Raw genomic sequence first — 14,639 nt, 5'->3', positions numbered from 1 at the left:
ATAAAGCCACTAAATAGGTTAGTGGCTTTTAACTCCAGCTATACTGAAAGTTATAATTCAATTTCCATTCGAACACAATTTAACTCGGCTTGTGCAAGAGAAGAGTAATAGCTACCATTTTTAATCGAAATAAATCCATGTTTCTGATAAAAGCGTTCCGCATTCGGTGATGAATATAATACTAATTTTTTAATGTTTCTCTTTTTGGCTTCAGCTTTAATGGCATCTAATATTAAGCCAGCAGCTCCGCAGCCAGTGTATTGTGGTAGAGTAAATATTGCTTCAACACTGTCAGCCTCTAAATTAAGATAGCCAGTTGCAATGGGGTCATCATTCTTATTTACCGCGACAAAGAATGGGTTATTCTTCACAATACATATATAACTTACTGGCATTTCATCAGGTGTCCAGGCACTGATCGTTTTTGCATCAAAACTCGTTGTGCATCCATGTCGAATGGCTTGGTTACGTATAGACCAAAGATGTTCTGCTTCATCGGCTGTTGCTAACCTAATTTTCATCATGAGACACATCGCTAATGTTTTTTTGATTACTTTTATAGAACAAAAAATACAGTTAAAAAGCAAGATATATAACAGAAAGAAAACTAATTTGAATATGGTATACTCACCCTTATTTTTAAATCAGTGACTTTTATGAATTATCAATGCCCCCTTTGCTTTACACCGCTAAACTTGATGCATAACAGCTATCGCTGCGCAGAAAACCACCAATTCGATTGTGCGAAAGAAGGTTACGTTAATTTGTTGCCGGTGCAACATAAACGATCTAAAGACCCCGGTGATAATGCTGAAATGATGCAAGCGCGTAGGCAATTTCTCGATGCAGGGCATTACCACCCGATGCGTGAAAAGGTGGCAGAAAAAATTATTCAGTTTATTCCATCATCTAATACTAGTTTGTTAGACATAGGGTGTGGGGAAGGGTATTACACAGACTATTTCTCTCGAGAACTAGAAAAATATTTTGAAAAATATACAGTTTTAGGCCTAGATGTTTCGAAAGCAGCGATTCGTTATGCGGCGAAGCGGTATAAATCCGTTCGTTTTTGCGTCGGTACAAGTCATCGCTTGCCATTCTCAAATAACAGCTTAGGTGGAGTTGTCCGAATTTACGCGCCCTGCAAAGCACAAGAATTAAGTCGTGTATTAGTTTCTAAAGGTATGTTAATTACCGTTACACCTGCGGCAGAGCATCTGCAAGAATTAAAAGCGTTAATTTACGATGAGGTTAAGTTACATCCAACTAAAGACGAAGATTTACCCAATCTTTCGCTAATAGATAGCTGCCAATTAAATTATAAAATGGCACTGACAGGGCAAGAAGCTTATGAATTGTTGATGATGACACCATTTGCTTGGCGTGCATCAGAACAGGTCAAAGAGAATTTGCAACAAGCTGAAGTGAAAGAGTATACGGCTGATTTTTTAATTCGTGTTTATCAATCTGATGCAGAGTAAGGTTATTGCCCCCATATAAGGGGGCACAAAAACTAATGGGCGTACATAAATAACTCAAGATGCTCAAATAAAATATTAAAACCAATACCTATTAGTACCAACCCACCAATAATTTCTGCTTTTTTTCCGAGTAATGGGCCAACATAGCGGCCAATCATCATACCGATAGTTGCCATAATCATCGTCATTAAGCCGATAGTCATGGCAGTATGAACAATATCTACTTGTAAGAAAGCTAAACCGAGACCAATAGCCATTGCATCAAGGCTGGTGGCTATCGCAGAAAAAATAAGGTTTGTTGAGCTATGACTAGTGGGTTTAGAACAGCATTCTTCATCTTTTGTTTTAATGCTCTGCCAGATCATTCTAGCACCTAAAACAAACAATAAACCAAATGCAATCCAGTGATCCCAGCGGATAACATATTGACTAGCTAGGATCCCGATACCCCAACCAATAATGGGGGTTATGGCTTCAATAAAACCAAAAATAAAACCGGTACGGAGGATTTCTCTAAAGCGGGGTTTATGAAGTACTGCACCTTTACAAATAGCGACAGCGAAGGCATCCATTGACAGGGCAAGGGCTAAGATAAGGGTAGCATAGAAACTCATAATAGAACCTCGGTTGGGTGATTCCATATACACATAAATTACCCCCAACCAAAAGGCTTATTTATGTGTCTATGGTCTTGCCAACCGAACTTTGGTGTCCGCACCACGCTTGAAACCAAACGAGTATGTTGATACGGACTTTCTGGTATTATATATAAAACCAGAACAGGCTACTCCCCAATGACGTGGAAAGAAAGATACCATATTTTATATTAAAGGCAACACTTAATTAATTGTGGATATTAAATGTTAGTGAGAATTATTATCAACAAGGTTATTGGTAAAAATAGGGTTAATTAAATTGATAATTAACCCTATTTTTAATGCCAATATAAAAAGCGCTTACTTATGATTAATGAGGAATTCATAAATTCGTTGTAAATCATCAAGATGTGATACTTGAATATTAATTTTCTTTTTTTCTAAACCTATTATTAATACACCGTCTTCGGATAAATTCATTGTTTTTATTCTGTCATACAAAATAAATGCATTAGCAAAATAAAAACCAGTTTGTTTGAAGAATAGCTTAGGTGTTCTTATAAATGCCAAATAGATTGACATAAAAATAGTAATCAATAATAAGTAAGTGGTTAATAAATTACCATGACGTACAATATTTGTATAAATAACGATACAAATTAGAACAATAAAAATAATAGCATCAGCCCGATGTTTTCTTTTTAGATTAATTTTTAATAAGGTTTTACCCTTTAGCAAATGCTGAATGAATTCATCATAAATTGCATAAACAAGCATGATCAAAATGATTATAGCAAGAATGGCATCATTGAAGGTCATTTGTGAGCCCTTGGATAAGTAGACATAATGCAGAGCTTAAAATTAAAAAAGGGAGGCTGCAACCTCCCAATTCAAATAATGATGGAAAATTATGGCGCTAAGAAGTTCAGCCAAGCACCTAGGATACCCAAGCCAAAGAAGCCGATAATAATCCACAACGCGTTAACTTTACGACGTAACAACCACATACAGGCGAAAGTCAGCAATAGAGGCACTAAGCCTGGCATGAGTTGATCAAGGATCATTTGAACGGTGGTAATATCTTCAGTACCCGTTGTAGGGTTTTTGATCCGTGACACTTCAAGTGGAATATTGACATGTGTCCATTTGTTTACCAAAGCCCCCATAACAAATAAACCAAGGATTGATGCTCCTTCGGTTAGTTTTTGTAGGAAACCACCACCAATGTCTTGAACAATATCAATCCCTTTTTTGTAGCCGTATGACACACCATAGTAAAGGGTTAATAAACGTACAAGGTTAAACAAAACAAAGAACAGGAGAGGGCCAAGTAAGCTACCTGTCATTGCGATACCTGCACCGAGAGCCGCAAATACAGGGCGAACAGTTCCCCAGAAAATTGGGTCACCCACACCAGCTAATGGCCCCATTAGACCAACTTTGATACCATTTATTGCACCGTCATCAATGTCGGCACCATTGGCACGCTGCTCTTCCATTGCCATTGTGACACCCAGAACAGGCGCTGCAACATACGGGTGAGTATTGAAGAATTCAAGATGGCGCTTAATGGCTTGTTTTCTATCATCATTATTTTCTGGGTAAAGACGACGAATAACTGGAACCATTGAGTAGCAGAAGCCTAGGGCTTGCATACGTTCAAAGTTCCAAGAACCTTGCAACAGGTTAGACCGTAAGAATACGCCGCGAATATCGCTTTGTGTAAGCTTTTTAGCTGTCGGTTTTGTGATATCTACCATTATACGTTCCTCCTAGTCTAACTCATTATCAAGGTTGTTATTACTACTATTCCCTTGGGTAACAACAGTTTGTGATTTATTGTATTTTGGACTGAGTTGGATATACAAAATAGCCATAACAGTACCGATCACCCCAAGTGCAACTAGGTTGAAGTCAGTAAATGCCGCGGTAACAAAACCTAAGTAGAAGAATGGCATTAAGTAGCCTGCACGCATCATATTGATGACCATCGCATAACCGACAACGACAATCATACCACCCGCAATATTAAGGCCGTCGGTAACAACTTGTGGGATAGAATCCAACATTTGTTGTACTTCTGATGTACCAACAGAAATGGCGACAATTAACGCAGGTATTGCGATACGCATTGCTTGCAGTAATAAAGCTGAAATATGGATAAAGCCAATAGCAGTTAGATTACCATTGAGGGCGGCTTTATCAGCAGCATGTTGGAATGCAACCGTTACAGTACGAACAATAATGGTTAATACCTGTCCTGCTGCTGCGAGTGGGATGGCGATGGCAATACCTGCACCAATGCTTTGCCCACCAGCAATAACGAGAATCGTTGAAATGATGGATGCTAAAGCGGCATCTGGTGCAACGGCAGCACCGATATTCATCCACCCAAGTGCGATCATTTCTAATGTACCACCGATGATGATACCTGTTTTCATATCTCCCAGAACGATACCTATAAGCGTACAGGCAATGAGAGGACGGTGAAATTGGAATTCATCAAGGATTGATCCCATCCCCGCGATACACGCGACGATGAAGACCATTACTATTTGAACAACGGTAAGTTCCATTGTTTAATCTCCTGTAACCAAAAGTTTTAAAATCTGTTTTGAGTAATGGATTAAAATTAATATAAAAATTATTTTTTGAGCTTATTGATCAAGTCCATCATATAAACTTTGCTATCTGATGAGACTTTCCTAACTTCAAGTTCAATATTTTTGTCGTTCAAATAATTAAATGCATCAATGTCTTCTTGGTTGATAGATACGGCATTTGTGACCATGGTTTTGCCATCATGGTATGCCATACCACCAATATTAACGGACTTAATATCAACACCTTCTTCGACGATACGTTTAACATCAGTTGGATTAGTGAAAAGCAACATAACGCGCTCACCAGCGTATTTCGGGTTATTGTAGACGCGAATACATTTAGCCACATCGACAACATGCGCGGTGACACCGGGTGGTGCGACTTGCTTCAGCAATGTTGAACGAACTTGGTCTTTAGCTACGTCATCACTGACTACGATAATGCGCTTAACTTGGGTTTCTTTCGTCCAGCGTGTTGCGACTTGTCCGTGAATTAAGCGGTCATCAACACGAGCAAGTGCGATCACCATATGTCCACCGGGGCCGGCTTTCACTGGTGCTGGGGCGGGGGTGCTTGATGCGACAGGAGTCGGTTCTACTTCTGTTTCAGCTTCTTTGAATTTAAATGAACGAACACCACCGCGACCCGTTTCGAGTGCAACAGAGATAAGTTCATTCATTGATGGGTCATCATCACGGCACATGAAGGTTTCAACTAACATTGGAACATTCACACCAGTGATAATGTCATAATTATCATGCTCATTAACAATGCGACTAGCCGCGTTAAATGGACTGCCTCCCCATGTATCAACAAGGAATAAGACACCCTTTGATGTATCTAAATCAGTTAGCTTTTGGGTGTACTTATCAAATAGGGTGTCTGCGTTTTCCCCAGGGATAAAGTCAATAAACGACACATTATCTTGTTCGCCTATTAACATTTCGGTTGTTCGAAGAAGCTGCTCTGCAGCGACTCCGTGTGTACCAATCATAATAGCTATACTCACTATTTTTCCCTCATAGATAGATAAAACAAAACATTATCTGTCGATAAAATGGACACTTAAGTTAGGCGCCTTTTTATCAGTTTCCCCTGTATAATAATTTTAGCTGAATAATTACAAACATCTCATAATATTCATTAACTAGCTCATGGTGTTGTTAGTATCAATTACATTATTAGCATATCATCTTGCATTATCCTAAAAACTTGTTTCGCGTCAGAAAAATAAGAATATACCTAAAAATTGATATTGAATTGCATTTTGCTGCTGTTTATTTCAATTCAATAAAATTAATAATCTGAGTATTTTGTTTTTGTTAGTTTCTTGCTGTGTTATCGGTAACAAAAAAAGCAAATAAAATAGTGCGATATTGATTTTTAGAGTAAAAAACAACCAAATTTCAGTAGTGATTAGCTATCTCTTGTTCAGCTCAAAACAATCTTTAGCACAAAATAGTATTAATTTCGTTTTGATGTAACTTGTTGAATATAAGAAAACTGAGTTAATTCAATGGAAAAATTATGGGTAATTGATTAGGTGAATTGGATCATTTAGGAAGATAAAGGTGACTAAAGAATAACAAAAACTTTTTAATGCATATTAAAAAAGCACCCTCAAAATACTGTTTAAAGTGATAACAGAATAGAAAAGGGTGCTTAAGGCTTAAATTAATTGAGAATAAAATTAGTCACATTGTACTTTGATGGCTAACCCGCCTCGGGATGTCTCACGATATTTCGCATTCATGTCTTTCCCTGTTTCGTACATAGTTTCAATGACTTTATCGAGTGAAACCCGCGGCTCACTTGTTCTGCGTAGGGCCATACGTGTGGCATTCACCGCTTTAACGGATGCGATGGCATTACGCTCAATACACGGAACTTGCACTTGGCCTGCGACAGGGTCACAAGTTAAACCTAAATTGTGCTCCATACCGATTTCTGCAGCAATACACACTTGCTCAGGGCTGCCACCAAATAATTCGGCCAGACCAGCTGCGGCCATAGAACATGCCACACCGACTTCACCTTGGCAGCCTACTTCAGCACCTGAAATTGACGCATTCATTTTGTATAAAATACCAATAGCGCCTGAAGCTAAGAAATAGCGCATATATAACTCTGGCGTTACAGGTTCAATGCAATGATTATAATAAGCTAATACCGCTGGTACGATGCCGCAGGCACCGTTAGTTGGGGCAGTTACGACACGGCCGCCAGCTGCATTTTCCTCATTCACGGCTAAGGCATACATATTGATCAGATCAACCACATTCATCGGGTCATTAGATAGCTTACTTGATGAAGTGACCATTCGGTTAAGTGCCGGCGCACGACGGGGCACACGCAATGGGCCCGGTAAAACACCTTCGGTGCTTAAACCGCGTTCAATACAGGCTTGCATCGTCTGCCATACATCAGCGAAATAGGCTTCAATCTCTTCTTTGGTATGAAGGTCTAACTCATTTTTCATCATTAAGCTAGAAATTGAAAGACCTGATTTTTTACAATTTAGCAGCAGCTCTTCCGCAGAGTTAAATGGATAAGAGACTGGTTTACTATCAAGCGCTGACTCGCCAAAATGCTCTGCATCTACAATGAAACCACCACCAATGGAATAATAGGTTTTGGTGTAAATTTCATCATTACCTGCAAAAGCATGGATTGTCATGCCATTTTCATGCAATGGCAGGTTGTCTTGACGAAAATTCATGCCACCTTCATTAGGGAAGTCTACGACCTGAAGACCATTCGCTAATGATAACTTTTCTGTTTCTTCTACATTTTTGATAAAAGTTGGGATGGATTCAATGTCGACAGTGGCAGGTAAATTACCTGCTAGCCCCATAATAATGGCAATATCAGTATGGTGCCCTTTTCCAGTAAGCGATAATGACCCATAAACATCCACTGAAATACGAGTGACATTAGGTAATAGATTTTTGCTTACTAAATCATCGACAAATTCTTTCCCAGCCTTCATTGGACCAACGGTATGAGAGCTTGAAGGGCCTATGCCCACTTTAAACATGTCGAAAACGCTTATCACGCAGGACTCCTTAAAAAAAAGATGAAAATGTAGTGCATTATTTTAAAAGGCGCTACTTTACTGTTATTTAGTAGTGTTAACCAGTAAGTTTAAAGTATTTTTTGAAATAAGGTAGTTGCTGAAGGGTAATTGATTGTAAATAGCACAAAATGTCTGTGATGTGCTCAAAAAATCAACAGGTGGTAGAGGTATATTTTGTCATATATGACGTCATATCTTGTTATCTTAAATAGATTTTACTGCAATACTGGCATCGTATGGTGAAAAGTTGTGTTAAGCGTTAATCCAATTGCAAAGCTAGTTGGTGAATAATAGAGGCGGTTAGTCCCCACACTAAATGGCCATTATACCAATAAAAAAAGATGCGATTATGTCGCCCTGAACGCTTAATATCGACATACTTATGACGTTGTAATGAAAGCGCATCAAATAAGGGAACTTCAAAGATAGCGGCGACTTCACTCGGGTTGGCTTGGTATTGAATGTTATTTGGCACTAAGCCAACGATTGGCGTGACTTCATAGCCACCGTAACTTTGTAAGGGGCTTAACTGACCCAGTACTGTGACTTTTTCAGGGGGGATGGCCACTTCTTCATAAGCTTCACGCAAGGCGGTATTGACGAGCGTGCCATCTTCTGGGTCACTAGCGCCTCCCGGAAAGGCGACTTGGCCTGCATGGGAGCGTAAAAAAGGAGAGCGTTGCGTGAGAAGTAGCGTCGGATTTGGTTTATTGATAATAGGTAAAAGAACAGCCGCCGATTTACCCGCCTTGCGTTCAGACTGGCGGGTAGCCGGTAAAGTAAACTGAAAACGACTGATAAAGTTATTCAGTTCAGTCATCGGTATTGAGCGCTCCTAATAACGGTAAGATCAGGCTTAATTTATCAAAAGTTTCTTGATACTCTTTGTCTGCTTGGCTATCTGCAACGATACCGCCGCCAGCCCAGCAATAAACCTGCTTTTTATACGTCAGTAAAGTACGGATAGTGATATTGCTATCCATATTACCACTGAAACTAATATAGCCGATTGCGCCACAATAGCCATGTCGACGATGGGGTTCTAACTCTTCGATAATTTCCATTGCGCGCACTTTAGGTGCTCCGGTTATTGAACCACCAGGAAAGCACGCACGTAACAAATCAGTTGCACGGTATGGGCTATCGAGTTTTGCCGTGACGGTACTGACTAAGTGATGCACTGCAGGAAAAGCTTCAACAGCGAATAATTCAGGAACACTGACCGTGCCTGGTTTTGCAACGCGGCCAATATCATTACGTAGTAGGTCGACAATCATCAAGTTCTCTGCGCGGTCTTTTACTGAGTTCGCCAGTTTTTCTGCTTGTGCAAGGTCATCTTGTTCATTATCTAGGCGAGGTAGCGTACCTTTTATTGGGCGGGTTTGAATATTCCCATCTTGTAAACTGATAAAACGCTCAGGCGAAATACTGATAATTACATTTTCTGGGAGGCGTATAAATGAAGAAAAAGGAGCTCCATTACGCTCAAGTAGCGCTAAAAATGCATTCCATTCATCGCCCTTATATTTGGCCTTGAATCTTTGCGCTAAGTTGATTTGATAGCAATCACCATTATGTAAATAGTCATGGATACGGGCAATATTATGATGATATGCCTCTTCTGACATATTTGATTGCCATGAGGTCGTTAATTGGAATTTGTTTTTACGGGGCTTCTTTTGGGCTTGTAGCCAAGCAAGCCGAGCTTCAACATCATCATAACTAATGAGTGTGGTGGTTTTATCATGATGGTCAACAATGAGTGCCCACAAGTAGATGCCAACTGCCATATCTGGAAATTGCAATTCTGTTGTTGCAATTTCAGGTAATTTTTCAATGCGTCGACCTAAATCGTAGCTCCAAAGACCGAGGGCACCGCCGTTGAAGGGACATTCAGTCTCTTCCTGATGTTTCGGTTGGTATTTATCAAGCAATCCTTGAAGAAGCTCAAAAGGATCTGATTCAGAAACGATAGGAGCCTGATTTGGCTCTGAGATGGTTGTTTCAAGCTGATAAGTCGTCAGTGTTGCAATGGGGTCAGCAACAATAATGTCATACCGATTATGGGCGTGTTTTGCATTACCTGAATGCAGTAACATCGCCCATGGCTGGTGTGCCAGAGGGGTAAAATAATCAATGGCTGTGTTTGGGCTATAAGGTAATTGGATTTTTTTGATAACCATAATGATGAGTCTAAATTTCCGCAAGTGAATCAATACAGATTAACATATATTCTTATCTTAATAGTCGAAGAGATGTTAAAATCTTAATCATTGATTTTAGTCTTTTATACATGAGGTTTAAACCATGTTTTCTGGTATGCCAGCACTTAATCACCAAGAACAGCAAGAAGCAGTTGAAAAAATTCATCAATTGATGGCGGAAGGGATGAGTAGTGGTGAGGCAATTGCATTAGTTGCTCAAGAAATTAGAGAAAAGCACCAAGGTAAAGAGCAGATCCATGTTCGTTTTGATGATGAAAATTAATAATCCGTAAACATACTATTAACATCCATACATAAACCTGATAGATTAATATTAGTTAAGTCATTCTATTTATCAATGAAGACTAGGTAATAACCAGAAGATAACTGGTATCTAATAGGCTGAAATAAGCCGCTAAACTAATCAAAAGTCTTTACCTATTAATAGGTATCGGAGGATGGTATGGAAGCGAATCAAAAAATTGCTGTAGTTTTAGGTGCTTGTGCGCTGGTTTTTAGCTCTTTTGCGTTAAGCGCAAATAGTGAAGAAGGTAAAGCTGCACCTTTCGTCAGTTGTGGTACGTTAACTGAGCCACAAATTGCAGCGCAAGTGAAAAGCGATTTTATGCATAATCGTTTACCTCGCTGGACGGACGAAAAAGCGGCTTTAGGCAAGAAAGCGGTTGCATGGGTCAATGATAGTGAAGTCACTAAAACCGAAACAGGTTACAGGGTACCGCTAGTTGTTCGTGGTGCAAAATCTGACTTACATTATTCAGTTGCGGTAGACTGCCAAAATAACACCGTGACATATAATACGACGAAATAAATTTTTTAATCTTAAGAATCAAGGGGTAACCATTCAGGTTATCCCTTTTTTGCATCATTTTTTTGTGTGCTCGTGGGGCTAGCGATTTCGCGGCTCATAAGGCATACGTGCAAAATTCTGTGATAGCTGGCGGTAGTATACGAGTCGCTCCCTGAAGTATTCCCTTAAGTGTTCAGGTTGTTCTCGCTCGACAGCTTCAGCGATGATGGCAATATTATAGCGCTCTTTAAATGCAACACCGGAAGCCAAAAGGTCGACATTGACCTTATCCATTTCATCTTTAGGCAATAAAGCAAGATTGTGACTCATATTTGATCTCTACGGTTAAATTCATCCCTTATTATTGTAACTGGATAATGAGAAAAAATCTCAATACATTAATTGGAATAATGAAAAATAAGGGTTAAATTTATCCATTTATATATTTAGTTATTAAGAAAAAACAGGAAAAGATAATGAGATTGATTATTATTGTTTTTAACAAAAGTTATTAATTATCAGTAAATTGGATTTTTTTGTTTTAAGATTGTTTTAGGGTTTTAATTATTGTAATACTGTGCATAATATACTCATCAATGATTAACCGATAAGGCATAAATATGTTAACTACAGATATGGTCAAAAAATTAAACGAGCAATTAAACCTTGAATTTTACTCTGCAAACCTTTATTTGCAAATGAGTGCTTGGTGTAGTGACAAAGGCTATGAAGGCGCTGCTGCGTTCTTAAAAGCACACTCTCAAGAAGAAATGGAACATATGCAGCGTTTATTTGATTATCTTAGTGACACAGGTGCATTGCCACTGTTAGGGCAAATTGCAGCGCCACCAGTTGATTTCAAATCAATTAGCGATGTATTCAACCAAACGTACGAACATGAGCAATTAATCACCCGTGAAATTAATAAATTGGCTCATTTAGCAATGACAACACAAGATTATTCTACATTTAACTTCTTACAATGGTATGTTGCAGAGCAACATGAAGAAGAGAAATTATTTAAATCAGTTCTGGATAAACTGGATATGGTGGGTGAGTCTGGTAAAGCACTCTTCTTGCTAGATAAAGACTTAAAAAACCTGTCAGCAGCAACACATGTTTAATCGAAACACCAGTAAATAGAAACATCGTTTTTATTTCAACTTGATATAAAGCTCCCTAGACTTATGGACATGAATACGGTAATTCAATGTTCATAAGTCTTTTTCTTTTCATTTTGTGTGAAAACTCACAGGATAGGGCGATAAAACCCATTTTTAAGCGGTAAAATGGTTTGTTTTCCGTATAATGATTGGCAATTATTCTAAATTCACCTGCAAATTAAGAGGTTACTATGCCAATTAACCCTATTAAATCTTCATGGCGCAAACTCAGCGCAGTTGCCGTTCTTTTTTTAGGAATGTCTTTCCAGCAAGCATTTGCACATGCGCATTTAAAAGACCAGCTTCCTGCTGAAGGTACAGCAGTAGAACAAGCGCCAGAGTCTATCTCATTAAGCTTTTCTGAAGGTATCGAAGTTAATTTCACTAAAGTCAGTATTATTGGGCCTGAAAATAAAATTGTGAAAACGGGTAAAGCAATATTAGACCCAAGTAACGATACAAAAGTGATCGTTCCTGTTGAAGACAAGCTCATTGCTGGGAAATATGATGTTAATTGGAGCGTTGTTTCTGTCGATGGACACAAAACAAAAGGAACGTATAGCTTTACAGTGAAATAATATGTCACTAGAAGCTTTTTACACACTTATTCGCTTTGTTCATTTTATCGCTGCAATATTGATGTGCGGAATGTCAATATTTGCAGTGGTGCTTAGTCGCGGGTCATTTAATTATTTACTAAGCCGCTATCTGAATAAAGGCATTTTCTTCTGCGCCATCGTTACAGTGTTAACGGCCTTTAGCTGGATGCTTGCGCAAGCAGGTTTGATGGGTGATGGTTGGGAAGATAGTATCGACTGGGAGATATGGCAAGGGGTATTAGGGACGTCATTTGGTCAAATATGGCGTTGGGAACTTTTGTCATCCGTTTCATTACTTTTGGTTTTATTTGTAAAACCTATCAAATTACGATTAAAGTTAATATTGCTCTTTTCGCTAATCCTACTCGGTCTGCATGCTTTTATTGGGCACTCGGCGATGCATGATGGCGCAATCGGAATGCTTCATCGTATTAATCAGTTTGTTCATCTTATTAGTTCTGCCTATTGGTTTGGTGGTTTGTGGCCTTTTTTAATTTGCATTCAATTTTTACGCAATAAAAAAGAGATGGCTGAAGGGATGGATAAACAAATTGTGAATACCATGATGCGTTTTTCGCGTTTTGGCCATATCGCCGTTGCACTGGTTATTATAACGGGGATCATCAGCGCAGTAACTCTCTTGCCAGGCTGGCCATTAAACTACTCTGGGTCAGAATACCAATCACTACTTTGGTTTAAGATCATTTTAGTGGGGGGAATGCTTTTGTTAGCTATTATCAATCGCTACTACATTGTTCCGATCATTAGGCAAAAAGGGCGGGTAAATTACCTAATCATTAACAGTTGGGTTGAGTTACTGTTAGGCACTATGGCGATCCTTTCTGTGGCGATTTTTGCAAGCTACCAACCAATCTAGCTAAACTTTTATATTTAATTGATAATATGCAACGATATCTTCAATGTTTAATAAGGTCACTACCATGAAACTTAAACTCATTATTTGCTCTCTATTATTGGGTGGAACTGTGAGTACAGCTTTTTCTGCACCGTTAACATCCGTGAGTAAAAAACAATTTGGTGCTGATTGGCCATTTACTCGTGAGGAGGTCATGTTAGAGTGCCGCCATAATGGGGCTTTGGTCGTCATTAACCCTGCCACATTAATGCAATATCCACTCAATGAAATAGCGACTGAACTGATGAATAAGAAAGAGATAAAAGCGCAGCCTATTGATGTACTACTTAAGCCTATTGATAGCGCCAAGTCAGTAGAGGAAAGAATCTTGCCGATAAAAGAAGCCGCTGAAAAATTGTGTGTGGTCAATTAAGTATATTGCCAATTAAAATTATCAGCCTATAGGAAAGTGGGGAATTAGAAAATTATCAATATTATTCAATATGTTGATTGATTGAAAGGTTTGAGTTATTGCATGCATAGGTTCAACCTATTAAACAAATAGTTCAACTTTAGAAAATTAAGAAATAAATTGTGTTAATAATATGTGAAATTATTGATAATAAACATGGTAAGAACGTGCATTGAAAGCTAGTATTAGAGTGTACTTTGTTACGTCTCAATGGCAATTTTAGCGCACGGCTCTGCCAGAGCCATTTCCCAAGGCCCGGTAATCGGAATCTACCAGGCCTCTTTTTTTGCCTATTATTTTGTTCGTTCTCATTTCATATCAGCTTATTAGTTCCTGCTCATTTATATGCTTAGCCACTCGCCTAAGCTTTAGTCACTCACCTAAGCATAGTAACAAAACGATTAAGCCAGTTTCATCACCCAATGATGATTTTCTTTGTCATAGCGATCACGGTAGAGTAAGACTGGTTTCTCATCTAAAGTTGCCGGAATACTTGTATGTTCGTCCCACCCATCAAGTTGCATGCAGAAGTCAGTATCAGAATCACATGGAATACTGACGGTATCGCTTTTGTGGGAAGCCATAATCGCATCATTAATTTCATAGGAAGATATTTTCAATTTCACAATACACATAACTGCACCTCATTTTATCCATTTTAACCATATATAATCAGCCCAACGAAGTTAAGCATAGTATAAATGGAATTAATTTCCAAAATAATTTTTATGGTGTGTGTTAGGGAAGGGTGCAATATGTGGTTAATATGCACCCTAATAG

At 38.7% G+C, this 14,639-nt stretch carries 18 protein-coding genes and 1 riboswitch; of the genes, 7 read left to right on the top strand and 11 right to left on the bottom strand.

Annotated features, from left to right (window positions below; all coding sequences use genetic code 11):
* Positions 1 to 50: 50 nt before the first annotated feature.
* Positions 51 to 521: a GNAT family N-acetyltransferase gene (locus CYG50_RS09640; protein WP_168222885.1), complete on the bottom strand. Its 471-nt coding sequence runs from the start codon at positions 519 to 521 to the stop codon at positions 51 to 53.
* Between the two features lie 135 nt (positions 522 to 656).
* Here CYG50_RS09640 and rlmA point away from each other — a divergent pair, with 135 nt between their 5' ends.
* A complete protein-coding gene (rlmA, locus tag CYG50_RS09635; protein ID WP_102138693.1) occupies positions 657 to 1,481 on the top strand; it encodes a 23S rRNA (guanine(745)-N(1))-methyltransferase in 825 nt (274 codons plus the stop codon).
* A gap of 32 nt (positions 1,482 to 1,513) precedes the next feature.
* Here rlmA and mntP read toward each other — a convergent pair whose 3' ends face one another.
* The 8 genes from mntP to pabB form a co-directional block, all read right to left on the bottom strand.
* Positions 1,514 to 2,095, bottom strand: coding sequence for a manganese efflux pump MntP (mntP, locus tag CYG50_RS09630; RefSeq protein WP_102138692.1), 582 nt, complete (start codon positions 2,093 to 2,095; stop codon positions 1,514 to 1,516).
* A 46-nt stretch (positions 2,096 to 2,141) separates the two neighbouring features.
* Positions 2,142 to 2,286, bottom strand: a riboswitch (yybP-ykoY riboswitch).
* 151 nt (positions 2,287 to 2,437) lie between these two features.
* The gene (locus tag CYG50_RS09625; RefSeq protein WP_004911283.1) at positions 2,438 to 2,896 is read right to left on the bottom strand and encodes a DUF986 family protein; all 459 of its coding nucleotides are present in this window, start codon (positions 2,894 to 2,896) and stop codon (positions 2,438 to 2,440) included.
* Between the two features lie 89 nt (positions 2,897 to 2,985).
* Complete coding sequence (locus CYG50_RS09620; protein WP_102138691.1) at positions 2,986 to 3,837, bottom strand: PTS mannose transporter subunit IID; 852 nt, start codon at positions 3,835 to 3,837, stop codon at positions 2,986 to 2,988.
* Positions 3,838 to 3,849: 12 nt separating this feature from the next.
* The gene (locus tag CYG50_RS09615) at positions 3,850 to 4,653 is read right to left on the bottom strand and encodes a PTS mannose/fructose/sorbose transporter subunit IIC (RefSeq protein WP_004253851.1); all 804 of its coding nucleotides are present in this window, start codon (positions 4,651 to 4,653) and stop codon (positions 3,850 to 3,852) included.
* Positions 4,654 to 4,721: 68 nt separating this feature from the next.
* Positions 4,722 to 5,690: a PTS mannose transporter subunit IIAB gene (manX, locus tag CYG50_RS09610; protein ID WP_207393009.1), complete on the bottom strand. Its 969-nt coding sequence runs from the start codon at positions 5,688 to 5,690 to the stop codon at positions 4,722 to 4,724.
* Positions 5,691 to 6,371: 681 nt separating this feature from the next.
* Positions 6,372 to 7,736 (bottom strand): L-serine ammonia-lyase, encoded by a 1,365-nt coding sequence (locus tag CYG50_RS09605; RefSeq protein WP_102138690.1) that lies wholly within the window; start codon positions 7,734 to 7,736, stop codon positions 6,372 to 6,374.
* 280 nt (positions 7,737 to 8,016) lie between these two features.
* Positions 8,017 to 8,577, bottom strand: a complete 561-nt coding sequence (locus CYG50_RS09600; RefSeq protein ID WP_102138689.1) for a CoA pyrophosphatase — start codon at positions 8,575 to 8,577, stop codon at positions 8,017 to 8,019.
* Positions 8,570 to 9,940, bottom strand: a complete 1,371-nt coding sequence (gene pabB, locus CYG50_RS09595) for an aminodeoxychorismate synthase component 1 (protein ID WP_102138688.1) — start codon at positions 9,938 to 9,940, stop codon at positions 8,570 to 8,572. Before pabB ends, CYG50_RS09600 begins: the two co-directional genes overlap by 8 nt.
* A 124-nt stretch (positions 9,941 to 10,064) precedes the next feature.
* Between pabB and CYG50_RS09590 the strand changes: the two genes are divergently transcribed.
* Positions 10,065 to 10,244: a YoaH family protein gene (locus CYG50_RS09590; RefSeq protein ID WP_004253877.1), complete on the top strand. Its 180-nt coding sequence runs from the start codon at positions 10,065 to 10,067 to the stop codon at positions 10,242 to 10,244.
* Positions 10,245 to 10,424: 180 nt separating this feature from the next.
* Positions 10,425 to 10,790 (top strand): protein YebF, encoded by a 366-nt coding sequence (gene yebF, locus CYG50_RS09585; protein WP_102138687.1) that lies wholly within the window; start codon positions 10,425 to 10,427, stop codon positions 10,788 to 10,790.
* Between the two features lie 78 nt (positions 10,791 to 10,868).
* Here yebF and CYG50_RS09580 read toward each other — a convergent pair whose 3' ends face one another.
* Positions 10,869 to 11,099: a DNA polymerase III subunit theta gene (locus tag CYG50_RS09580; protein ID WP_004253885.1), complete on the bottom strand. Its 231-nt coding sequence runs from the start codon at positions 11,097 to 11,099 to the stop codon at positions 10,869 to 10,871.
* A gap of 290 nt (positions 11,100 to 11,389) precedes the next feature.
* On the opposite strand from CYG50_RS09580, the gene ftnA reads away from it, so the two are divergent.
* The 4 genes from ftnA (at position 11,390) to CYG50_RS09560 (ending at position 13,820) form a co-directional block, all read left to right on the top strand.
* Positions 11,390 to 11,893, top strand: a complete 504-nt coding sequence (gene ftnA, locus CYG50_RS09575) for a non-heme ferritin (protein ID WP_102138686.1) — start codon at positions 11,390 to 11,392, stop codon at positions 11,891 to 11,893.
* A gap of 230 nt (positions 11,894 to 12,123) precedes the next feature.
* Positions 12,124 to 12,510 (top strand): copper homeostasis periplasmic binding protein CopC, encoded by a 387-nt coding sequence (gene copC, locus CYG50_RS09570; RefSeq protein WP_102138685.1) that lies wholly within the window; start codon positions 12,124 to 12,126, stop codon positions 12,508 to 12,510.
* Position 12,511: 1 nt separating this feature from the next.
* Positions 12,512 to 13,408, top strand: coding sequence for a copper homeostasis membrane protein CopD (copD, locus tag CYG50_RS09565; RefSeq protein WP_102138684.1), 897 nt, complete (start codon positions 12,512 to 12,514; stop codon positions 13,406 to 13,408).
* A 64-nt stretch (positions 13,409 to 13,472) separates the two neighbouring features.
* Positions 13,473 to 13,820, top strand: a complete 348-nt coding sequence (locus CYG50_RS09560) for a DUF2511 domain-containing protein (protein ID WP_102138683.1) — start codon at positions 13,473 to 13,475, stop codon at positions 13,818 to 13,820.
* A 440-nt stretch (positions 13,821 to 14,260) separates the two neighbouring features.
* On the opposite strand, the gene CYG50_RS09550 is transcribed toward CYG50_RS09560, so the two are convergent.
* On the bottom strand, positions 14,261 to 14,494 hold the full coding sequence (locus tag CYG50_RS09550) for a DUF1480 family protein (RefSeq protein ID WP_102138682.1): 234 nt from the start codon (positions 14,492 to 14,494) through the stop codon (positions 14,261 to 14,263).
* Positions 14,495 to 14,639: the final 145 nt, after the last annotated feature.

The organism is Providencia huaxiensis (genome assembly GCF_002843235.3).
Taxonomy (GTDB): Bacteria; Pseudomonadota; Gammaproteobacteria; order Enterobacterales; family Enterobacteriaceae; genus Providencia; species Providencia huaxiensis.
This window is presented reverse-complemented; position numbering and strand designations above follow the sequence as displayed.